This is a genomic window from Streptomyces sp. L7 (genome assembly GCF_050990935.1).
Lineage (GTDB): Bacteria > Actinomycetota > Actinomycetes > Actinomycetales > Microbacteriaceae > Leifsonia.
On sequence record NZ_CP194644.1, the window covers coordinates 2971179 to 2990881 of the forward strand.

Consider the following 19703-nt stretch of genomic DNA (forward strand, 5'->3'; position numbering starts at 1 on the left):
TAGCGGCCGGTCGCGGCCCGAGACGCCGTCGACGCGACGGCGGCGCGGCGCTCGGCAGGCGATCGGCGGAAGGGCCGGACCAGCCACCCGCCTGGCGCGGAGGGCTGTCAGCACCCGGCCAGGATCCCTTTCAGCGCCGCACCCTCCGCGGCCGTCACCCACAGTCCGTACTTGGCCTTCACGGCGACCTGGCGGGCCGCGTACTCGCATCGGAATCCGCGGTTCGGCGGCAGCCAGGTCGCCGCGTCTCCCGCACCTTTCGCCTGGTTCGTCGCCCCGTCCACCGCCAGCAGCTCGAGCGGGTCGTTCGCGAGTTGGACGCGCGCCTCCTGGCTCAAGCCCTGGGCGCCGGTCTGCCACGCGTCGAGCAGCGCCACGACGTGGTCGATCTGGACGAGAGCGGACGTCTGCACCCCGCGGGCGAACGCGATGCTGCGGCCGGTGTACGGGTCGCTCAGGGTGCCGGTGAGGACCGCGCAGTCCGCGCGCCGGCTGACTGCGGCGAGGTCGCGGGCGAGGATGTCGTCCCGGGTGTCGCAGCCGTTCTTGTCGACGTCGAGCCAGGCCTCACCGAAGCGCGCAACGCGGTCGTACCCGGTCGCCGGGGCACGGCCCTTCACCGGGAGCTGCGCGAGCGCGGCGCGGGCACCGGCCGCATCGAGCAGGCCGGCCGCCGACCGCGCGCCGGGCGGCGAGGCGAGGGTCGAAATCGCGCCGGACGAGGCGTCCGTACCCGGCGCGGACGGTGCGCGTCCGCCGTTCAGCGCAGCGTAGCCTCCCGCTCCGGCGAGGGCGAGCAGCAGCGCGACCGCAGCGACCGGCCACGACGCCGGACGACGGCGCCGCACGGACGTCCGGCTCACAGGAACGAGTCGTCGACGAGCCCGCGGTGGAGGCCGCGCCGTGAGAGGTGGACTCCCGGGCGCTGCGCTGTCGCGATCTCGCCGAGCTCCCGCATCACCCTCCCGAAGTAGGGCGCTGCGGTCGCGTTGCGGTACGCGCCCGGGTTGAGGTCGGCCTCGTTGCGCAGGCGGATCTCGGCACGCGCGGCCTCGATCGGGGCGATCACCTTGGCGCCGCTGCGGTACCGGATGAGCCGGTGCACCCACTGGTCCAGAGCCTCCGGGAGGCCCGCCGGGACGCGATCGTGCTCGGCGGCGAGGGAGTCGCGCCGGACCCCAGCGGTGTCGGGGGCGGTGGCGTAGCGTTCACGCGCCGGGGCGTCCGACGGCCGCCGCTCGGAACGGAGCACCGCCAGCAGGTCGTCGCTGCGGTTGGCCTGTTGCGCGAGCACGCCCAGCGCGTCGACGGCCGAGCTGTACTCCTCCTCATAGCCCGAGTAGTCGGCCGGATGCGCGGACCGGTCGTGGAGGAGGTCGGTGCGCGCCGACGCCGCCTGCCCCTTGGTGAGGACCGTGCGCCCGTTGCGGACCCGCTCGAGACGCCAGGACCAGGTCGACAGCAGTTCCGGCATCAGGTGGCTCATCCCTCCACTGTAGGAACAGCCACCGACACCGGGCCGACCGACACGACGTCGCCGGGATGCGCCGACGCGACGGGGCCGTCGAAACGTGTGGAGGCGCGCGCGACCGCCTCGGCGGGGTCGAGGCCGAGGGCGAGATGCGTCAGCAGGAGACGCCCGACGCGCGCGTCCGCGGCGAGGGCGCCGGCATCCTCCGGGGTCAGGTGGCTGCCGTCCGGCCGGTCCGCGCCGGCCTCGGCGAGCATCAGATCGCACCGGGCCGCGAACGCGGTCAGACCGCGGGACGGCGCGGCGTCACCGGTGAAGAGGAGGGAGGCGTCATCGGCCCGCGCGCGGAGCGCCCAGGCGGGGACGTCGTGCTCGACGGCCTCCCAGGCGAGGTCGAGGTCGCTCACGCGCCGGCCCCGTCGATCGGCGAGCGACTCGAACGCGAAGACGCGATCGAGGTCGCCGGCGGCGCGGGCGCCGAGGAACCCGACGAGCCGGGCCCGCAGATCGGGCGGCCCGACCACCCGGAGCGGTGGGCGGCCCGGGAGGTCGCCGAACGCGAGAGCGTAGAAGAGCGGGAGCAGATCGGCCGTATGGTCGGCGTGCGCGTGCGAGATCCAGACGGCGTCGAGGTCGGCGGGCGAGCGGTGACGCTGGAGCTCGGCGAGGGTCCCGGGCCCGGCGTCGATCCAGACCGAGGCGGCGCCGTGCTCGAGGAGGTAGCCGGAGCAGGGGGACGCCGGCGTGGGGTAGTGGGATGCGGTGCCGAGGATGGTGAGGCGCATCAGGTGATGGTAGCGGGGCCTGTCACCCCCTCGCGATAGCGTTGTCCCCGCCGTGAACGTCCTCCCCCGCCGCCCGCTCGACCGCGAGATCCTGCGTCTCGCCGTCCCCGCACTCGGCGCGCTCGTGGCCGAGCCGCTCTTCCTGCTGGCCGACTCGGCGATGGTCGGGCATCTGGGCGTCGCACCGCTGGCGGGGCCCGGGATCGCGAGCGCCGTGCTGCAGACCATCGTGGGGCTCATGGTCTTCCTCGCCTACTCGACCACTCCCGCCGTCGCGCGGCGGCTCGGCGCGGGCGACGAGCGGGGGGCGGTCGCCGCCGGCGTGGACGGGAGCTGGCTGGGGCTGGCGCTGGGGATCGTGCTCGCGGCGGCCGGCTGGGCGGCCTCCCCGCTGCTCGTGGGGCTGTTCGGCGCGTCCGCGGAGGTCGCGTCCGAGGCGGAGACCTACCTCGCGATCTCGATGCTCGGGCTCCCGGCCATGCTGCTGGTGTTCGCGATGACGGGGCTGCTGCGCGGCCTGCAGGACACGCGCACGCCGCTCGTGGTCGCTGTCGCGGGGTTCGGGGCGAACATCGTGCTGAACTTCTGCTTCATCTACCTGGCCGGGCTCGGGATCGCCGGGTCCGCGCTCGGCACCGTCGTAGCGCAGTGGGCGATGGTCGTGGTGTACGCGGTCATCGTCGGCCGGCACGCGCGACGCGTCGGCTCCCCGCTGCTGCCGCACCATTCCGGGATCGGCAGGACCGCGCGGGCCGGTGGATGGCTGTTCCTGCGCACGGCGAGCCTCCGGGCGGCGATGATGCTGGCCGTGTTCTGCGCCACGCGGCTGGGGCCGGACGAGCTCGCGGCGTTCCAGGTGACGATGACCGTGTTCGCGACGCTCGCCTTCGCGCTGGACGCGCTCGCGATCGCGGCCCAGGCGCTGGTCGGCAAAGGCCTCGGGGCCGGGGAGCTCGACGACGTCCGGGAGGTTCTGCGCCGGTGCGTGCAGTGGGGGCTCGGCGCCGGCGTGGTCCTGGGGGCTGCGACCGTCGCGCTCAGCCCGGTCGCGGCCGGGCTGTTCACGAGCAGCCCGTCCGTGGCGGCGCTGCTGCCGGCCGCGCTCGCCATCATCGGGGTGAGCGCGCCGCTGGGCGGCTACGTGTTCGTGCTGGACGGTGTGCTGATCGGCGCAGGGGACGCGCGGTATCTGGCGCTGACGGGGGTGCTGAACGTCGCGGTGTTCGTGCCGCTCGCGCTCGCGGTGGTGACGTGGGGCTGGGCCGATGTCGGCGGCCTCTCGGCGCTGACGGCAGCCTTCGCGTTCGGGTACCTGGGTGCGCGGGCGGTCACGCTCGGCCTGCGGGCGCGCGGGCGCGCGTGGATGCGTCCCGGCGCCGAGCGGTAGCGGCAGCGTCCCGTCCGCACATTCGTGCCGAATCGCGCCTCACGCGGTGCGAAACGCCACATTCGTGCCGAAAGTCACGACCGTCGCCGCTGGAGGCGTCACGACATCCGGCATGAAGCGCCGCTCAGGCGGCGGTAAACGCCACATTCGGCACGAATGTCGTGGCGCGTCTCAGGCCAGCCACTCGCGGGCGGCCGTCACGAGGGCGCGGACACCCACATCGATCGTCGGCTGCGCCACCGGCGCGAAGAACGGCGAGTGGTTCGACGGGATGTCCGTGTCCACCGTTCCCGCCTCCATCGCAGCCCGCAGAGTCTCCGGGTCGGCCCCGCCGAGCATCCAGTAGACGAGCGGGACGCCCGCCGCAGTCGCCAGATTGCCGACGTCCTCGCTTCCGGACAGTGCGCCCGGCTGGAGGACGGCCTCCTCACCGAATTCGGACGCGAACGCCGCGTTCACGCGGGCCGTGGCCTCCAGGTCGTTCACTGTGACGGGGTAGCGCTCGCCCCACTCCGTGATCGGCTCGTGCGGGGAGCCGCTGGCCTGCAGCTCGGCGCGGAGGATGCGGTCGACGCCCTCCAGCACGCGCGTGCGGACCGTCTCGTCGAAGCTCCGGACGCTGATCCCGAGCGTCGCCGACGGCGCGATGATGTTGTTCTTGGTGCCGGCGTGGAGGGTGCCGACGGTGACGACCGCGGTGTCCTGCGGGGCGATCTCGCGCGCCACGACGGTCTGCAGGCGCATGACCGCGGAAGCCGCCATGACGACCGGGTCGATGGTCGTCTCCGGGCGGGAGCCGTGGCCGCCGCGTCCGCGCAGGGTCACCTCGAAGGCGTCGACGGCGGCCATCGCGGCGCCGGGATGCGCGCCCACCATGCCGGCCGGGGCCGGGGTGACGTGCTGGCCGAGCACGACGTCCGGCGCGGGGACCTTCGCGTAGAGGCCGTCCTGGACCATCACGTCCGCTCCCCGCCGTGCTCCTCGGCCGGCTGGAACACGGCGACGAGCGTCCCCGACCAGTCGTCCGTCGTCCCGGCGAGACGCTCGACGGCGCCGAGCAGGCAGGTGATGTGGATGTCGTGGCCGCACGCGTGCATGACCGGCACGGGGTTGCCGTCGTCGCCGGGCGCGGTCTGCGTCGACGCCCACGGGAGCCCGGTCTCCTCGCGGACGGGCAGCCCGTCCATGTCCGCGCGCAGCAGCACGGTCGGGCCGTCGCCGTTGCGGAGCACGCCGGCGACGCCGGTGCGGCCGATTCCGGTGTGCACCTCCAGGCCGAGGGCGGACAGGTGCCCGGCGACGATGCCGGCGGTGCGGTGCTCCTGGAAGGAGAGCTCGGGGTGGGCGTGGAGGTCGCGGTAGAGGGCTTCGAGGTCCATGGGGTCCACCCTATGCGGGGCGGGTGGTGGGACGTCGGTAGCGGAGGAGATCGGTCGCGGCACGCCGGCCGAAAGCAGTGAACGGAGGAGTTTCGGGGGTGGGAGTGGCGGGAGTCCTCCGTTGGCGTCCGAGGGAGGGCGGAGGTGAAGCGCGCCGGACCTACGCCCGCGGCTCCGCCGTCGTGTTGCCGCGGTGGAACTCGCTCGTGAACGACATCGGGTGCGCCGGCCTGCCCTCCAGCATCTCGACGATCGCGCGGCCGGCGGCGCGGCCCTTCTCGACCGCGGGCTGGACGAGGGTCGTGAGGTCGTACGGCCACAGCCCGTCGACGCGGACGCCGTCGAAGCCGACCACGCTGACATCGGTCGGGACCTGCAGGCCGAGCTCCTCCGCGGCGCGGATCACGCCCGCGGCGAGCAGGTCGCTCTGCGCGATGACCGCGGTCGGGCGGCGCGACGGGTCAGAGAGGAGCGCGGTTCCGGCGATGCGGCCCTCCTCCACGAACGAGCCGCGGGTCGTCCAGCCGCCGGCATCGGGGAACACGTCCCGGGCGCCCGCGAGGCGCTCGGTGGCGGTGGTGGAGCTGCTGCCGCGCACGACCGCGGGCGTCAGCGGTCCGCGAGCGCGATCCCGCCGGAGCGGAAGGGTGACGATCGCGATGTCTCGGTGGCCGAGGTCGTGGAGGTGCTGAGCGGCGAGGCGCGTGGCCTCCCGGTTGTCCTGGCCGACCGAGGGGACGTCGTCGGCCGGGTCGCCCTCGATCGCCACGAGCGGGATGCCCCGCCGGCGCAGCATCGCCACCGACTCGTCCAGGCGGGGGCTGCAGCCGACCAGCACCACCGCGTCCATCGGGGCGTCCTCGATGCGCTGGGCGGTCTCCCCCGCGTCGGTGAGGATGAGGAGGCCGGCCTCGACGGCGGCGATCTCGTCGGAGATGCCGTCCAGCAGGGCGATCTTGATCGGGTCGCGGAACGCGTCGCCGACCCGCTCCTCCATCACGACGCCGACGATCCCCGACCTGCCGCGGCGCAGTGAGCGGGCGCGCGGGTCGGGCCCGGCGTAGTCGAGCTGCCTGGCGGCGTCGAGGACGCGCTCCCGTGTGGCGTCCGAGACGGGGCCCGTGCCGGAGAACGCGAGCGAGGCGGTGGAGTTGGAGACACCGGCCAGGCGGGCGACGGCGGCCAGCGTCGGCCGGGCGCCCGCGAGGGGTGTGCTGCTGTCGTTCACGTGTGGTAGCTTAGTCGAATCGTTTCGATCGAAACGATTCGAGTGGCGAAATCCGCTCCCCCACCAGAACCCGCCGGCCGCGCGCGGCCCCGCTCCTCCCAGGACGACCGATGTCACAGCCGACCCCGACGACGACCCGCAGCCGCCGCGAACTGCGCACCTGGCGCAACGCGGTCTTCGTGATCTTCATCCTCAGCGGGCTCGCGATGGCGACGTGGGTGGCCCGCATCCCGGGCGTCCGCGACGACCTCGGCCTCGGGCGCGACCCGTCCTCGGTCGGCCTCCTCATCCTCGGGATGTCGGCCGGCGCGATCATCGGACTGTCGGTGTCATCGCTGGTGCTCGTGCGCTTCGGCCCGCACAAGGGGATGGTCGGGGCCCTCGTGATCGTGGCGATCGGCACGCTGGCGATCGGCTTCGGCTCGACGGTGTTCCACGCCGTGCCGATGGTGGCGGTCGGCCTCATCCTGCTCGGCTTCGGCAACGGGATGGTCGACGTGATGATGAACGTCGAAGGCACAGCGGTCGAGCGCGAGATCGGCAAGACCCTGATGCCGCTCATGCACGCCTTCTTCAGCCTGGGCACGGTGCTCGGAGCCGGGATGGGCGCGGCCGCCGCCGCCCTCCGCATCGGCGTCGTGTGGCACCTCTCCTTCATCGCCGTGGTGCTGGTCGTGGTTGCACTGGTCGCCATCCGCTTCATCCCGCGGGAGGCCGACCTCGGCGACGAGACGGCCGAGAAGCCGCGCATCCCGTTCGGTCAGCGGCTGCGCGCGTCGCTGGCGGTCTGGGGCGACTGGCGACTGATCCTCATCGGCGTGGTCATGCTCGGCATGGCGTTCGGCGAAGGCTCGGCGAACGACTGGATCGCGTTGGCGACGGTCGACGGCCACGGCCAGTCGAACTCCACCGGCGCGATCGTGTTCGGCTTCTTCGTCGCGGCGATGACGCTCGGCCGCGTGCTCGGCGGACCGATCGTCGACCGCGTCGGACGCGTCGCTGCGATCCGCGTGACGGCCGCGATGGGCGTGGCGGGCCTCCTGCTGTTCATCCTCGGCGGCCCGCTGTGGGTGGCCGTGATCGGAACCGTGCTCTGGGGCTTCGGCGTCTCGCTCGGCTTCCCGCTCGGCATGTCGGCGGCGTCGGAGGGTGCGGAGAACCCGGCCGCGCGCGTCTCGGCGGTGGCGATCATCGGCTACTGCGCGTTCCTGGTCGGGCCTCCGCTGATCGGCTTCCTCGGCAAGGAGTTCGGGCTGCTGAACGCGCTCTACCTCATCCTGGTGCTGCTGATCGCGTCGTTCCTGGCCGCGCCGGCCGTGCGCCCGGCCGCCCAGAGGCGCGCCCGAGCACTGGCACCCGTCGAAGACTGACCCCGCCGCCCGACCCGAGAGTACGCACGAAATCAGGCGAAAACGCCCGATTAGGCGGAGAATCTGGGTACTCGGCCCTGTGCAGGGTGCCGGGTGCGTGGTGCGGGCGGTCAGGCGAACGCGAGGCAGACGGGGGTCGGCACAGGGGACGAGCCGAGTCGGCGGAGGGCGCGTGACGCGGCGTCGAACGCGAACACGCTCACCTCGTCGCTGTCCTGGCACGCTGCCAGCACCCGGTCCCCCTCCGGGGAGATCACCAGATCCCGCGGCGCGCGCCCGCCGACGGGCACGACGTCCACCAGTTCCAGCTCCGAGGCCTCGGCGTCGAACGCGAACACGCCGATCGTGTCATCGCCGCGGTTCGTGACCAGCACGGTGCCGCCATCCGCGGTCACCCGCACGGCCGCGGTCAGATTCGAACCCGCCGCCGAGGGCCCGCGCGTCCCGGACGAGGCCACCCGCTCGAACCGGTCGCCCTCCCGCCGCAGCACGTCGAGGGTGCTGTCCAGTTCGTTCACGAGGAGGGCGTGCCGGCCGTCCGGATGGAACGCCAGGTGCCGCGGACCCGCAGCGCCCACCGCGACGGTCGCCTCCGGCCGCAGCGTCAACGATCCCGACTCGGACAGCGCGTACCAGCGCACCTCGCCGAGACCGAGGTCGACCACCACCACTTCCCCGGTCACCGGGTCGACCGAGAGCTGGTGGACGTGCGGAGCCTCCTGCCGCGCCGGGTCCGGGCCGTGGCCTTCGTGCTGGACGAAGGCCGTGCGCTCGCCGATGGCGCCGTCCTCGAGCCCGAAGACGGAGACCGTGCCGCCGACATAGGTGCCGGTCAGCAGGAACCGCCCGGACGGATGCAGCGCCAGGTGCGCGGGAGAGTCGCCTCCGCTCGGCACCCGGCCGAGCGGGCGCAGCGAGCCGTCCGCGAGGCGCGCGAACGCAGAGACGCCGCCGTCCGGACCGGTCTCCTCCACGGCGTACACGTGCGAGCCGTCGGCCGACACCGCCACCCACGACGGGTTGGGCACCGCGGCCGCCACGGCCACGTCCACGACCGCCGTGCCGTCGAACCGCGCCGAGAGCACCCCCTCGGCGTGACCGTCGACGTGCGGGAGGCGCTGCGTATAGGTGCCGATCAGGAGGTCGTGGGCCATTCCCACATCCTGCCAGCCCCGTACACTTGACCGGTGCGCCTCGTGATAGCCAACTGTTCCGTCGACTACGCCGGCCGCCTGAGCGCCCACCTCCCGCTCGCCAAGCGCCTGCTCATGCTCAAGGCCGACGGCAGCCTCCTCGTCCACTCCGACGGCGGCTCCTACAAGCCGCTCAACTGGATGAGCCCGCCCTGCACGCTCACGGTCGACGAGCCGGACGAGCTGCAGCGGGAGGCCGGGATCACCGAGGTCTGGCGCGTCACCCAGGCGAAGACGGCCGACATGCTCATCGTCTCCATCCACGAGGTGCTCAGCGATTCCGCGCACGAGCTGGGCGTCGACCCCGGGCTCCAGAAGGACGGCGTGGAGGCGCACCTTCAGAAGCTGCTGGCCGAGCAGATCCACCTCCTCGGCGACGGCCACGTGCTCGTCCGCCGCGAGTACATGACCGCGATCGGCCCGGTCGACATCCTCGCCCGCGACGAGCGCGGCGCCTCGGTCGCGGTCGAGCTGAAGCGCCGCGGCGACATCGACGGCGTCGAGCAGCTCACCCGTTATCTCGAGCTGATGAACCGCGACCCGCTGCTGGCTCCGGTGTCCGGGGTGTTCGCGGCGCAGGAGATCAAACCCCAGGCCCGAACGCTGGCCGAGGACCGGGGCATCCGCTGCCTGGTGCTCGATTACGACGCCATGCGGGGGCTGGACGACAGCGACAGCAGGCTGTTCTGATGGCCGCCCCCGCGGGACGCTTCCCGCAGACCTACGAGAACGGCCCCGTCCGCAAGGCCCTCACCGCCCTCGCGGCGGAGCCGACGATGGAGAACCTGGAGACCCTCCTCACCGCCGCGACCACAGGCGGATTGGTCGTCGACGTCACCGGGTCCGAGCCGGGGGAGGTGCGGCTGCGGACCATCCAGTCGACCGCGGGCGAGCCGGTGCTGCCGCTGTTCACGTCGATGAAGGCGCTGCGCAACGCCGTCGGGGCCGCGGGAGGCAAGGGCACACGCGTGCAGGCCGTGATCGTCCCGGCCGCCGAGGCCCTCGGTTACATCGCCAGTGCGGATTTCGTGGCCGTGCAGTTCGACCCGGGAGCAGCGCACACCATGGTCGTCGCGCGCTCGCACATCGAGACCGCTCTCAGCGAGCACTGACGATACATTCGTACATCTCACATAGCATTGGACGGCTATGACAAACCCGACCACGACCACCGACGCGCCCGCGACCGTCGCGCGCACCTGGACCTGCGTCCTCTTCGACCTCGACGGCACGCTCACCGACTCCGCACCCGGCATCACGTCCTCCCTGGTGCGCATGTTCGAGGCGCTCGGCCTCCCCGTCCCCACCGCCGCCGAACTCGTGGAGTACGTCGGGCCTCCGCTGCTCGACTCGCTGCAGGCGATGGCCGGCTTCGATGAGGCGGGCGCCCGCGCCGCCCTCACCGTCTACCGCGCGGACTACGCGGCCAACGGCGCATTCGACAGCGCCGTGTTCCCCGGCATCCGCGGCCTCCTGCAGCGTCTGCGCGCGGCCGGCATCCCACTCGCCGTCGCCACCAGCAAGCCCGAGACCCAGGCCACGCGCATCCTGGAGCACTTCGAGCTCGCGCAGTACTTCGACGTCATCGCCGGCGCCACCGACGACGAGAGTCGCAGTGCCAAGGCCGACGTCGTGGCGGACGCGCTGCGCCGCCTGGGCGAGCTGGGCGTCGCGCTCGACCACACCGTGATGGTCGGCGATCGCGCTTACGACGTGGAGGGTGCGGGCGAGCACGGCATCCCGACGATCCTCGTGGAGTGGGGCTACGGTTCCCCGGCCGAGGCGGCGGGCGCGATCGCGGTCGTGCACTCGGCCGACCAGCTCAGCACGCTGCTGCTGGGCTGAGCGGGAGCGCCGGAGGCCCCGCAGCGGGACCATCGGAGGCTGCGCAGTAGGCTGGAGTGCTGTACTACCGCACCGCATACAGCACTAGGAAGAATCATGCGCACCAACAGCAGATCGCTCGTCCCCGCCGCCCTCGTCGCGGCACTGTCCATCGCCGCACTCACCGGCTGCTCCGGCAGCGGCAACGGCTCCAGCTCGACGCCGTCGGCGTCGGCCGCCCAGGAGGCGACCTCCAAATCGCTCCCCTCCGACTTCCCGAAGTCGGACGTCCCGATCGTCGCCGGCACCGTGCTCGTCGCGAACGGGGACCACAACGACGGCTGGTCGGTCACCGTCCAGCCGAAGGACAAGAACGGCTTCGCCGACGCGAAGGCCGCCCTCGAGAAGGCCGGTTACACGGTCCAGCCCGGCGCGACCGACAGCAAGGCCGTCTACAAGAACGACAAGTACACCGTCGCGATCGGCACCCCCGGCGTCGCCGTGACGTACCTCGTCACCGCCAACTGATCGGCGCTTTCGCCGTCTCCGGCGGCCGAGCGATTCGTGCCGAATGTCGCGAATCGCGGCCGCAAACGCGACATTCGTGCGGAATGTGCGCCGGGACACTCGTGCGGAATCTCGTGAATCGCGCCGGCGAACGCGACATTCGTGACGAATGTCGCGGGGCGGCGCTAGGCGTCGATGATGCGGACCAGCTCGTCGATGAAGGCGGTGAACGTGTCGGCGCGCCGGATCAGCCCGAGCACGGCCTCCCGGTCGGAGAACACCTCCACGAACTGGTCGAACACCGTCTGGAACGCCGCGCGACCGCCCTCCGAGAACGCGATGAACGCGATCACGTTCACCCGCGCGTCGCCCCAGTCCATCGCGGTGTCGTTGACGACGATCGCGATCGCCGTCCGGTTGGCGTTCATGGTCATGGCGTGCGGCACGGCGAGGGTGTCGGTGAACGCCGTGGACGACATCTGCTCCCGCTCGACCGCCTGCTCCACGTAGTCGCGGCCGATCGCGTCCGCCGCGATCATCCGGTCGCCGAGCGCACGGATCATGGTGATCGCGTCGCGCGCGTAGAAGTTGCGCAGGAACAGGCTCTCGTCGAAGTACTCGAGCAGTTCGTTCTTGATGCCGGCGCGGCGGCGCTGCCGGCGGATGCGCGCGACGGACTGCCGGATGTGCTCCACGTCCGTCGCGGTGAGGAACGGCTGCACGATGACCGTGTTCTCCCGCCGTCCCCGCGGGTCGATCGTGGTCAGCACCAGGTCTGCGTCGATCGCTGACCAGTCGGCGTCGGTGGAGGTGATGACGCTCACGATGTCCAGCTCGTCTCCGAGCGCGCTCTCCAGCTTCTCGCGCAGCAGGATGTGCATGTCGTAGTAGTTCGGGCAGACGACCGCGGTGCGCACGGCATCCCGGCGGCGGGACTGCTGTTCCAGGTAGGCGCCGACGTGCATCGCGATGTAGGCGATCTCGTCGTCGTTGACCGCGATCCCCTCCGCCGCCTGCAGCCGGCTCGCGATGTACACCGCCAGCTCGTACGTCATCGGGTACGAGCTCTTGATCGACCGGGTGAGCGGGTTGCGGGAGTACGTGTTCTCGTGCGCCCGCGCCACCAGATTCTGTACGTGGAGGGTGAGCCGCACGATGAAGTCCTCGTCGCGGAGGTCGACCAGGTACTCCGTGGAGGCGCGCGACACGATCCCGCGCACGGTGGCGAGGTCGTCGTCGCTGACGAACTCGGCGACGCTGTCCGCCCGCGCTCCCGGCGCGATGACCCGCGTCCGCAGCAGGATGGCGAGGTAGCGCAGCTCGGTCGGGTCGAGCTCCACGTCGAAGTGCGTGCGCACGAGCCCGCCCAGGTCGTCCGCCAGGCCGCGCAGCGCCTCCCCCGCTTCCGCCGCACCTGCGGCCGGGAGCACCCGGTTCTTGGCGACCCGGTCGAGCGCGACCGCCATGTGCAGCAGCACGTCGTTGATGCCGTACTCGTTGACGAAGAACCCGCGCGCGTCCAGCATCTCGACCAGATCGGACTTGAACGCGGCGAGACCCTCCGACGCGAACGCCTCCTGGATGCGCGACACGTCGACCACACCCTGCCGCGTCTCGTCCCGGAACAGCCGGCTGATCAGCTTGCGCCGCGCGATCTCTGGCCCGTTCAGCCGCGCGACCGGACCGTGCCGGTCGAGCTCCAGCTCCGTGTCGGCCAGGAGGCTGCGGACCCGGGTGAGGTCGGACTCGATGGTGGAGTCGCTGACGAACAGGCTTTCGGCGGTCTCGTAGACGTCGATCCCCTCCGGCTCGTCGAGCAGCCGCCGGGCGAGGAATGCGAGGCGCTCCTGCGGCGACCCCGCCGACGGGGAGGCCTCCGGAACGTCGGCCAGATAGGCCGCGTAGGCGTCGCCCTTCACCCGGTACCCGTTGGGCCCGGACTCGACCAGCTCGCCGAGCGCGGCGGCGTAGCTCCGGATGCTGCGGGAGGTCACACCCAGGTCCTGCGCGAGCTCGGCGGCCGTCACCCAGGCAGCACGACGCGACAGGATGTCGAGCATCCTCGTCTGCTTCGCCGAGAGCGCCACCAGCAGAGCCACCTTTCCGGAACCGAGTCAACCACGGCCGTGGCGCGGGCGGAGGTGCCCCCGCACGTGTTTCCGCCCCCCAGGAAGAATCCTTCCTGGCCCTCGCCCGACCGCCGGGCGGAGCATGGTCACGATCCACCGGACCACCCTGTTCCACCCGTTCCACCCGAAAGGCATGAGGTCGATGAAGATCATCGTTGTCTGCGGCGCGGGCGCCTCCAGCACCTTCGTCGCCGTGAAGCTCCGCACCGCCGCGGCCGCTCGCGGACTGAACGTGCAGGTCGCCGCGGGCAGCGCGAGCCAGCTCGACTCGCTCGCCGCGGTGGACGTCGTCCTCGTCGGCGCGCACCTGGAGGCCGCGGTCCCCGGGCTGCGCGCCCGTGCCGCCGGCACCGGAACCGCCGTCGCGGTCCTCCCGCCCGTGTCGCCCGCCGCCCTCGACGGCGCTCTCGCGCTGGATCTGGCCCTCAGTGCGAAGGCCGGGGCACGATGAGAGCCGATGGCACCGCGGAACCGCAGCGTATGGTGCCACCCGAGAACGAAGGAGACCGGAACAATGGCTGAGCGGATCATCACCGTCGGATCGACCCACGGGCTGCACGCCCGTCCCGCCAAGCTCTTCGTGGAGGCCGTCGGCGCCTCCGGTGCGAAAGTGTCGCTGTCGAAGGAGGGCGGTCGCACGGTCGACGCCGGCAGCATCCTGGGCGTGATCTCGCTGGGCATCGACCACGGCGACAAGATCGTCCTGGCGACCGACGCCCCGAACGCCGAGGCGGTTCTCGACGATCTGGCCGAGATCCTCACCACGGACCACGACGCCTGATCATGTCCGAGACCACGAATACGACAACGGACGCGACCGCCTGGACGCTCACCGGCGCCGGCATCGGCCAGGGCATCGCCATCGGCCCCGTGCTCCGGATGTCCGACCCGCTCCCCGAGCCGGACACCGCTCCCAGCACCCGCACCCCCGACGAGGAGAAGGCCCGCGTCGCACAGGCCGTCGCGACGGTGGCCGCCGACCTCCGCGAGCGCGCCGGCCGGGTGTCCGGCACCGCGGCGGACGTGCTGGAGGCCCAGTCGATGATGGCGGAGGACTCCTCCCTCGCCGACGACGTGGCCTCTCGGATCGACGGCGGCACGACCGCCGAGCGTGCGGTGTTCGAGGGATTCGGGGTGTTCCGTGACATGCTCATCGGCCTCGGCGGCTACATGGGCGAGCGCGCCACCGACCTGGACGACGTGGCCCAGCGGGTGATCGCGGCCCTGGAGGGCCGGCCCGCGCCGGGCGTCCCGGAGTCGGACGTGCCGTACATCCTCGTCGCCCGCGACCTCGCCCCCGCCGACACGGCGCTGCTCGACCTGACGAAGGTGCTCGGCCTGGTCACCCGCGAGGGCGGCCCGACCTCCCACACGGCGATCCTGGCCCGCGAGAAGGCGATCGTCGCGATCGTCGGCGTCGCCGGGGCGGACGACCTCGCCGCGGGGTCCGAGGTGATCCTCGACGCCGGCGCCGGCACGGTCACCGTCGCGCCGACCGCGGCACAGTCCGAGGACGCCCGCCGCCGCATCGCCGAGCGGGATGCCGCCCTCTCCGGCGGTCTGGAGCCCGGCGCACTGGCCGACGGCACCGCGATCCCGCTGCTGGCGAACCTCGGCTCGGCCGAGGGCGCGCAGAAGGCGGTCGACGCGGGAGCGGAGGGCGTCGGCCTGTTCCGCACCGAGTTCCTCTTCCTGGACGCACGCATGGCCCCGACCGTGGAGCAGCAGCGCGAGCAGTACGTGAAGCTGCTGCGGGCGTTCCCCGGCAAGAAGGTCGTCGTCCGCGTCCTCGACGCCGGCGCCGACAAACCGCTGGAGTTCCTCAACGACGCGCACGAGGACAACCCGGCGCTCGGGCTGCGCGGCATCCGCGCCCTGCGCGCCAACGAGGACATCCTGCGCGAGCAGCTCACCGCCCTGGCCGAGGCCGACGCCCGGACGGAAGCCGACCTCTGGGTCATGGCTCCGATGGTCGCGACGGTCGAGGAGACCCGGTACTTCGTGACGCTCGCCACCGAGTTCGGACTGAAGACCGTCGGGGTCATGGTCGAGGTCCCCTCCGCCGCGCTGCTGGCCGGCCGGGTGCTCGAGGAGGCCGCCTTCGCCTCCATCGGCACCAACGACCTGACCCAGTACACGATGGCCGCCGACCGCCTCCTCGGCTCGGTCGCCGGCTTCCAGGACCCGTGGCACCCGGCCGTCCTCCGCCTCGTCGGCGAGGTCGGTGCAGCGGGCGCCGCGCACGGCAAGCCCGTGGGCATCTGCGGCGAGGCCGCAGCCGACCCGCTGCTCGCCGTCGTGCTCGTCGGCCTCGGCGCGACGACGCTCTCGATGTCGCCCGCGGCCCTCGCCGACGTGCGGCTGTCCCTCACCCGTTACACCCTCGACCAGGCGAGAGCCCTGGCCGAGGCAGCACTGGCCGCCGATGGCGCGGCCGAAGCCCGGGAGGCCGTCCGAACCACGGCCGCCGGGTTCGCCCACCCGCCTGCCTAGGCGGGCCCCCACCTGCCTCGGCAGGACCGACACAGAAACGAGGCACCATCATGACATCGGCGACAGCGACGACGCCGAGGCAGCCCAGCAGCGCTCGCGTCCACGTGCAGCGCTTCGGGACCTTCCTCTCGAACATGGTCATGCCGAACATCCCGGCGTTCATCGCCTGGGGGTTCATCACGGCCCTGTTCATCGCCACCGGCTGGCTCCAGAACGCCGGCTGGGCGATCAGCGGGATCCTGGGCGGTTTCGGCGATCAGGCCAAGATCGGCTGGAGCGGCGCGGCCACCGTGCTCGCCCAGGACCCGAGCGGCCACACCTTCCAGCAGTACGTGGGCCTCGTCGGCCCGATGATCACCTACCTGCTGCCGCTGCTGATCGCGAACACCGGAGGCCGCATGGTCTACGGCGTCCGTGGCGGCGTGGTCGGCAGCATCGCGACCATGGGTGTCATCGTCGGGTCCAACATCCCGATGTTCATCGGTGCGATGATCCTGGGCCCTCTGGGCGCCTGGGTGATGAAGAAGGTCGACAGCCTCTGGGAGGGGAAGATCAAGGCCGGCTTCGAGATGCTGGTCAACAACTTCTCCGCCGGCATCGTCGGCATGCTCCTGTCGATCGGCGCGTTCTTCGGAATCGCCCCGCTCGTCGAATGGCTGAGCTCGGTCCTGAGCAACGCCGTCAACTGGCTGGTCGCGGCGCACCTGCTGCCGTTCGCCAGCATCCTGATCGAGCCGGGCAAGGTGCTCTTCCTCAACAACGCCATCAACCACGGCGTGTTGACCCCGCTCGGCATCGAGCAGGCGCAGCAGCAGGGCAAGTCCATCCTGTTCCTGCTGGAGGCCAACCCCGGCCCCGGCTTCGGCATCCTGATCGCCTACTCGATCTTCGGTCTCGGCATCGCGAAGGCGAGCGCACCCGGGGCGGCGCTGATCCAGTTCGTCGGCGGCATCCACGAGATCTACTTCCCGTACGTGCTGATGAAGCCGATGATCGTCATCGCGGCGATCCTGGGCGGCATGACCGGCATCGCGATCAACGTGACCTTCAACTCGGGCCTGCGCGCTCCGGCCTCCCCGGATCGATCATCGCCGTGCTGATCCAGTCGCCGGCCAACAGCATCGTGGGCGTCACCCTCTCGGTGATCGGTGCGGCGACGGTGTCGTTCATCGTCGCCTCGATCATCCTGCGGGCCAGCCGCAAGCGCGACCTGGCCGCGGGCAACGCCGGCGACCTCACCGCCGCCGTGGCGCAGACCGAGGCCAACAAGGGCAAGGAGTCCTCGATCCTCGAGGGCCTGGTCCAGGAGGGCGAGCACGACGCCGGCGACGCGCAGGGCGACGGCACCGACCGGTTGGTGCGCAACATCGTGTTCGCATGCGACGCTGGGATGGGTTCGTCCGCGATGGGCGCATCCGTGCTGCGGAACAAGATCAAGAAGGCCGGCGTGGAGGGGGTCACGGTGACGAACCAGGCCATCAGCAACCTCGACGGCTCGGCCGACCTGGTGATCACGCAGCGCGAGCTCACCGACCGGGCCAAGGGCCAGTCGCCGGACTCGCTCCACGTGTCCGTCGACAACTTCATGAACAGCCCCAGGTACGACGAGGTCGTCGACCTCGTCGCCAAGCAGCAGACCGTTACGGAGGACGCCACCAAATGACCGACACGATTCTCGACCGGGCGAACGTCGTGGCCGCGGGCAGCGCGACCACGCGGGAGGACGCGATCCGGGAGGCGGGTGAGCTGCTCGTGAGGGCGGGCGCCGTGCAGCCGGGGTACGTCGACTCGATGGCGCAGCGCGAGGCCACCGTCTCCACCTTCATGGGGAACGGCCTGGCCATCCCGCACGGCACCAACGAGTCCAAGGACGAGATCGTGCGCTCGGCGCTCTCCTTCATCCGCTACTCCTCGCCGCTCGACTGGGGCGGCGAGGAGGTGCGGTTCGTCGTGGGCATCGCGGGCCGGAACAACGAGCACCTCGACATCCTGAGCAAGATCGCCATCCTCTTCTCGGAGGAGGACGACGTGCAGCAGCTCATCGACGCGCCGGACGCGGACGCCCTGTTCGCTCTGCTCGGCGACGTCAACGACTGAGACGGGGTCTCGCATGAAAGCCGTCCACTTCGGCGCGGGCAACATCGGCCGCGGCTTCGTGGGGCTCCTGCTCCACGAAGCCGGGTACGAGGTGGTGTTCGCGGATGTCAACGCCGAACTGATCGACGCGCTCGACGCGGCGGACTCGTACAAGGTCCACCTCGTCGGCGACGATGCGGGGACGAAGACCGTCACGGGCTTCCGGGCGATCAACAGCGCCACCGCGGAGGACGCGCTGGTCGCCGAGATCGCGACCGCGGACGTCGTCACGACCGCGGTCGGGCCGCGTATCCTGCGCTTCGTCGCGCCGGTGATCGCGCGCGGTCTCGCCGCCCGGGCGGCCGACGCCCCGCGTCTCGCCGTCATGGCGTGCGAGAACGCGATCGGCGCGACCGACCTGCTCGCGGCCGAGCTGATGGACGGCCTCCCCGACGACGACACGCGCGAGGAGCTGGCCTCCCGCGCGGTCTTCGCGAACACGGCCGTCGACCGGATCGTGCCCGCGCAGGCGCCGGACGCGGGCATCGACGTGACGGTGGAGACCTTCTACGAGTGGGTGGTCGACCGCAGCCCGTTCAACGGGAACGTGCCGCCGATCCCGGGGGCGCACTTCGTGGACTCCCTCGGGCCGTACATCGAGCGCAAGCTCTTCACGGTCAACACCGGGCACGCCACCGTCGCCTACACGGGCTTCCTGGCGGGAGCGACCATCATCAGCGAGGCGATCGGCATCCCGTCCGTGCTGGAGGCGACCGAGGCCGCCCTGGCGGAGACGTCGGCCGCGCTCAGCGCCAAGCACGGGCTCGACCCGGCGGAGCTGGCCGCCTACCGCGCGACGATCCTGAACCGCTTCCGCAACCCGTACCTGGTGGACGAGGTGACGCGCGTCGGCCGCGAGCCGCTGCGCAAGCTGAGCCGCAACGACCGCTTCGTCGGGCCAGCCGCCGACTACGTGCAGTACGTGGGCGGGGTGCCGTCGGCCTTGCTCACGGCGATCGGCGCCGCGCTGCGCTTCGACGTGCCCGAGGACACGCAGAGCGTGGAGCTGCAGCAGCTCCTCGAGCGCGCGAACCCCGAGGACATCGTGGACGACGTCATGGGGGTGCAGCGCGGTGAGGCCCTGTTCGAGCCGCTGGTGGAGGTCGTGCGCGGCGCGATGCTCTGAGTTCGCCCCTTTCACTTCCGCTCAGCGCGGGACGATCGTGGCCGTCGGGTCGAGACACCAGTCGAGAACCGACGGCCACGATCCGTATCCGGACGCGGGCGTGAGGTGGCCGCCCGCCGGGATCGTCGTCAGCGGGATGCCGAGCGGCTCGGCGAAGACGACGCGCGCGCCCTCGGGATTGCACGGGTCGGCGTCGGACGCGACGATGCGGGTCTCGGCTGCGGGCCGCGTCGGTTCGAGGGCGGCGAAAGCGGCGACCTCCGCGTTCTCGCGCAGGTAGGAGGGCGACGGCGGAGCGACGAGGAGGACGCGGTCGACGGATCGGCCGGAGTCGGCGTCGTCCGGTCGGGCGCCGAGCCAGAGCGTGGCGCTGAGGCTGTGGGCGATCACGGTCACCAGGGCGTCGTCCGCGCGCGCTTGGTCGAGTGCCGCCGCCGCGGCGGTGCGCCAGGCCTCCTGGTCGGGCCGCTGGGCGTCCGGGAGCTGCGGGTAGACGACGCGCTCCCCGCGCTCGCGAAGGGCGGCGGCGAGTTGGTACTGCCAGTGCCCGGGCGGGCGGAAGTTGCCCCAGCCGTGCAGGATCAGGAAGGCGCGCATGAGGCCGAGCGTAGCGGCCCATGACGTGGCGTGAAGTCTTCTCTGGATCTTCGCGCCTCCGCAGGCTAGCCTTCATGC

Annotated in this window: 20 protein-coding genes and 1 pseudogene; 13 read left to right on the forward strand and 8 right to left on the reverse strand. The window is 72.0% G+C overall.

What is annotated here, in order from left to right:
- Positions 1–107 precede the first annotated feature (107 nt).
- Genes ACR5MH_RS14855 through ACR5MH_RS14865 form a run of 3 tightly spaced genes read right to left on the reverse strand, consistent with a single transcriptional unit; the run spans position 108 to position 2256 of the window.
- A complete protein-coding gene (locus ACR5MH_RS14855; RefSeq protein ID WP_431347898.1) occupies positions 108–863 on the reverse strand; it encodes an HNH endonuclease family protein in 756 nt (251 codons plus the stop codon).
- Entirely contained in the window at positions 860–1486 is a 627-nt protein-coding gene (locus ACR5MH_RS14860; protein WP_433861901.1) for a hypothetical protein, read from the reverse strand. The genes ACR5MH_RS14855 and ACR5MH_RS14860 overlap by 4 nt, the downstream gene beginning before the upstream one ends.
- Positions 1483–2256: an MBL fold metallo-hydrolase gene (locus tag ACR5MH_RS14865; protein ID WP_431347900.1), complete on the reverse strand. Its 774-nt coding sequence runs from the start codon at positions 2254–2256 to the stop codon at positions 1483–1485. Before ACR5MH_RS14865 ends, ACR5MH_RS14860 begins: the two co-directional genes overlap by 4 nt.
- Positions 2257–2308: 52 nt before the next feature.
- Here ACR5MH_RS14865 and ACR5MH_RS14870 point away from each other — a divergent pair, with 52 nt between their 5' ends.
- A complete protein-coding gene (locus ACR5MH_RS14870) occupies positions 2309–3643 on the forward strand; it encodes an MATE family efflux transporter (RefSeq protein WP_433861902.1) in 1335 nt (444 codons plus the stop codon).
- A 171-nt stretch (positions 3644–3814) separates the two neighbouring features.
- Here the strand turns inward: ACR5MH_RS14870 and ACR5MH_RS14875 are convergent.
- Positions 3815–5022, reverse strand: a pseudogene (locus ACR5MH_RS14875) (amidohydrolase).
- Positions 5023–5182: 160 nt separating this feature from the next.
- A complete protein-coding gene (locus tag ACR5MH_RS14880) occupies positions 5183–6250 on the reverse strand; it encodes a LacI family DNA-binding transcriptional regulator (RefSeq protein WP_431347902.1) in 1068 nt (355 codons plus the stop codon).
- A gap of 110 nt (positions 6251–6360) precedes the next feature.
- Between ACR5MH_RS14880 and ACR5MH_RS14885 the strand changes: the two genes are divergently transcribed.
- Positions 6361–7620 (forward strand): MFS transporter, encoded by a 1260-nt coding sequence (locus ACR5MH_RS14885; protein WP_431347903.1) that lies wholly within the window; start codon positions 6361–6363, stop codon positions 7618–7620.
- Positions 7621–7730: 110 nt separating this feature from the next.
- Here ACR5MH_RS14885 and ACR5MH_RS14890 read toward each other — a convergent pair whose 3' ends face one another.
- Entirely contained in the window at positions 7731–8774 is a 1044-nt protein-coding gene (locus ACR5MH_RS14890) for a lactonase family protein (RefSeq protein ID WP_431347904.1), read from the reverse strand.
- Between the two features lie 33 nt (positions 8775–8807).
- On the opposite strand from ACR5MH_RS14890, the gene nucS reads away from it, so the two are divergent.
- From nucS to ACR5MH_RS14910, 4 genes are all read left to right on the forward strand, one after another.
- Positions 8808–9503 carry an endonuclease NucS gene (gene nucS, locus ACR5MH_RS14895; protein ID WP_431347905.1) on the forward strand — a complete coding sequence of 232 codons (696 nt, stop codon included), beginning with the start codon at positions 8808–8810 and terminating at the stop codon, positions 9501–9503.
- Entirely contained in the window at positions 9503–9925 is a 423-nt protein-coding gene (locus ACR5MH_RS14900) for an SseB family protein (protein ID WP_433861903.1), read from the forward strand. The genes nucS and ACR5MH_RS14900 overlap by 1 nt, the downstream gene beginning before the upstream one ends.
- Before the next feature lie 37 nt (positions 9926–9962).
- Complete coding sequence (locus ACR5MH_RS14905; protein ID WP_431347908.1) at positions 9963–10658, forward strand: HAD hydrolase-like protein; 696 nt, start codon at positions 9963–9965, stop codon at positions 10656–10658.
- A gap of 96 nt (positions 10659–10754) precedes the next feature.
- The gene (locus ACR5MH_RS14910) at positions 10755–11165 is read left to right on the forward strand and encodes a hypothetical protein (RefSeq protein WP_433861904.1); all 411 of its coding nucleotides are present in this window, start codon (positions 10755–10757) and stop codon (positions 11163–11165) included.
- A gap of 164 nt (positions 11166–11329) precedes the next feature.
- Here the strand turns inward: ACR5MH_RS14910 and ACR5MH_RS14915 are convergent, their stop codons facing one another.
- The gene (locus ACR5MH_RS14915) at positions 11330–13243 is read right to left on the reverse strand and encodes a BglG family transcription antiterminator (protein ID WP_433861905.1); all 1914 of its coding nucleotides are present in this window, start codon (positions 13241–13243) and stop codon (positions 11330–11332) included.
- A gap of 172 nt (positions 13244–13415) precedes the next feature.
- On the opposite strand from ACR5MH_RS14915, the gene ACR5MH_RS14920 reads away from it, so the two are divergent.
- The 7 genes from ACR5MH_RS14920 (at position 13416) to ACR5MH_RS14950 (ending at position 19028) form a co-directional block, all read left to right on the forward strand.
- Complete coding sequence (locus ACR5MH_RS14920; RefSeq protein WP_431347911.1) at positions 13416–13724, forward strand: PTS sugar transporter subunit IIB; 309 nt, start codon at positions 13416–13418, stop codon at positions 13722–13724.
- Positions 13725–13787: 63 nt separating this feature from the next.
- Positions 13788–14054 carry an HPr family phosphocarrier protein gene (locus tag ACR5MH_RS14925; protein ID WP_179604070.1) on the forward strand — a complete coding sequence of 89 codons (267 nt, stop codon included), beginning with the start codon at positions 13788–13790 and terminating at the stop codon, positions 14052–14054.
- A gap of 2 nt (positions 14055–14056) precedes the next feature.
- Positions 14057–15766, forward strand: coding sequence for a phosphoenolpyruvate--protein phosphotransferase (gene ptsP, locus ACR5MH_RS14930; protein ID WP_431347912.1), 1710 nt, complete (start codon positions 14057–14059; stop codon positions 15764–15766).
- 50 nt (positions 15767–15816) lie between these two features.
- Positions 15817–16866: a PTS transporter subunit EIIC gene (locus ACR5MH_RS14935; RefSeq protein WP_433861906.1), complete on the forward strand. Its 1050-nt coding sequence runs from the start codon at positions 15817–15819 to the stop codon at positions 16864–16866.
- Complete coding sequence (locus tag ACR5MH_RS14940) at positions 16860–17429, forward strand: hypothetical protein (protein ID WP_433861907.1); 570 nt, start codon at positions 16860–16862, stop codon at positions 17427–17429. Before ACR5MH_RS14935 ends, ACR5MH_RS14940 begins: the two co-directional genes overlap by 7 nt.
- Positions 17426–17863 carry a PTS sugar transporter subunit IIA gene (locus tag ACR5MH_RS14945; protein WP_431347914.1) on the forward strand — a complete coding sequence of 146 codons (438 nt, stop codon included), beginning with the start codon at positions 17426–17428 and terminating at the stop codon, positions 17861–17863. The genes ACR5MH_RS14940 and ACR5MH_RS14945 overlap by 4 nt, the downstream gene beginning before the upstream one ends.
- 13 nt (positions 17864–17876) lie before the next feature.
- A complete protein-coding gene (locus ACR5MH_RS14950) occupies positions 17877–19028 on the forward strand; it encodes a mannitol-1-phosphate 5-dehydrogenase (RefSeq protein WP_431347915.1) in 1152 nt (383 codons plus the stop codon).
- Between the two features lie 21 nt (positions 19029–19049).
- Here the strand turns inward: ACR5MH_RS14950 and ACR5MH_RS14955 are convergent, their stop codons facing one another.
- Positions 19050–19625 (reverse strand): RBBP9/YdeN family alpha/beta hydrolase, encoded by a 576-nt coding sequence (locus tag ACR5MH_RS14955; RefSeq protein ID WP_431347916.1) that lies wholly within the window; start codon positions 19623–19625, stop codon positions 19050–19052.
- Positions 19626–19703: the final 78 nt, after the last annotated feature.

Coding starts and splice junctions, on each gene's coding strand:
- ACR5MH_RS14925 (WP_179604070.1), top strand. CDS start 13,788: ATGGCTGAGCGGATCATCACCGTCGGATCGACCCACGGGCTGCACGCC.
- ptsP (WP_431347912.1), top strand. CDS start 14,057: ATGTCCGAGACCACGAATACGACAACGGACGCGACCGCCTGGACGCTC.
- ACR5MH_RS14920 (WP_431347911.1), top strand. CDS start 13,416: ATGAAGATCATCGTTGTCTGCGGCGCGGGCGCCTCCAGCACCTTCGTC.
- ACR5MH_RS14945 (WP_431347914.1), top strand. CDS start 17,426: ATGACCGACACGATTCTCGACCGGGCGAACGTCGTGGCCGCGGGCAGC.
- ACR5MH_RS14885 (WP_431347903.1), top strand. CDS start 6,361: ATGTCACAGCCGACCCCGACGACGACCCGCAGCCGCCGCGAACTGCGC.
- ACR5MH_RS14905 (WP_431347908.1), top strand. CDS start 9,963: ATGACAAACCCGACCACGACCACCGACGCGCCCGCGACCGTCGCGCGC.
- ACR5MH_RS14860 (WP_433861901.1), bottom strand. CDS start 1,486: ATGAGCCACCTGATGCCGGAACTGCTGTCGACCTGGTCCTGGCGTCTC.
- ACR5MH_RS14890 (WP_431347904.1), bottom strand. CDS start 8,774: ATGGCCCACGACCTCCTGATCGGCACCTATACGCAGCGCCTCCCGCAC.
- ACR5MH_RS14865 (WP_431347900.1), bottom strand. CDS start 2,256: ATGCGCCTCACCATCCTCGGCACCGCATCCCACTACCCCACGCCGGCG.
- ACR5MH_RS14955 (WP_431347916.1), bottom strand. CDS start 19,625: ATGCGCGCCTTCCTGATCCTGCACGGCTGGGGCAACTTCCGCCCGCCC.
- ACR5MH_RS14935 (WP_433861906.1), top strand. CDS start 15,817: ATGACATCGGCGACAGCGACGACGCCGAGGCAGCCCAGCAGCGCTCGC.
- ACR5MH_RS14900 (WP_433861903.1), top strand. CDS start 9,503: ATGGCCGCCCCCGCGGGACGCTTCCCGCAGACCTACGAGAACGGCCCC.
- ACR5MH_RS14950 (WP_431347915.1), top strand. CDS start 17,877: ATGAAAGCCGTCCACTTCGGCGCGGGCAACATCGGCCGCGGCTTCGTG.
- ACR5MH_RS14910 (WP_433861904.1), top strand. CDS start 10,755: ATGCGCACCAACAGCAGATCGCTCGTCCCCGCCGCCCTCGTCGCGGCA.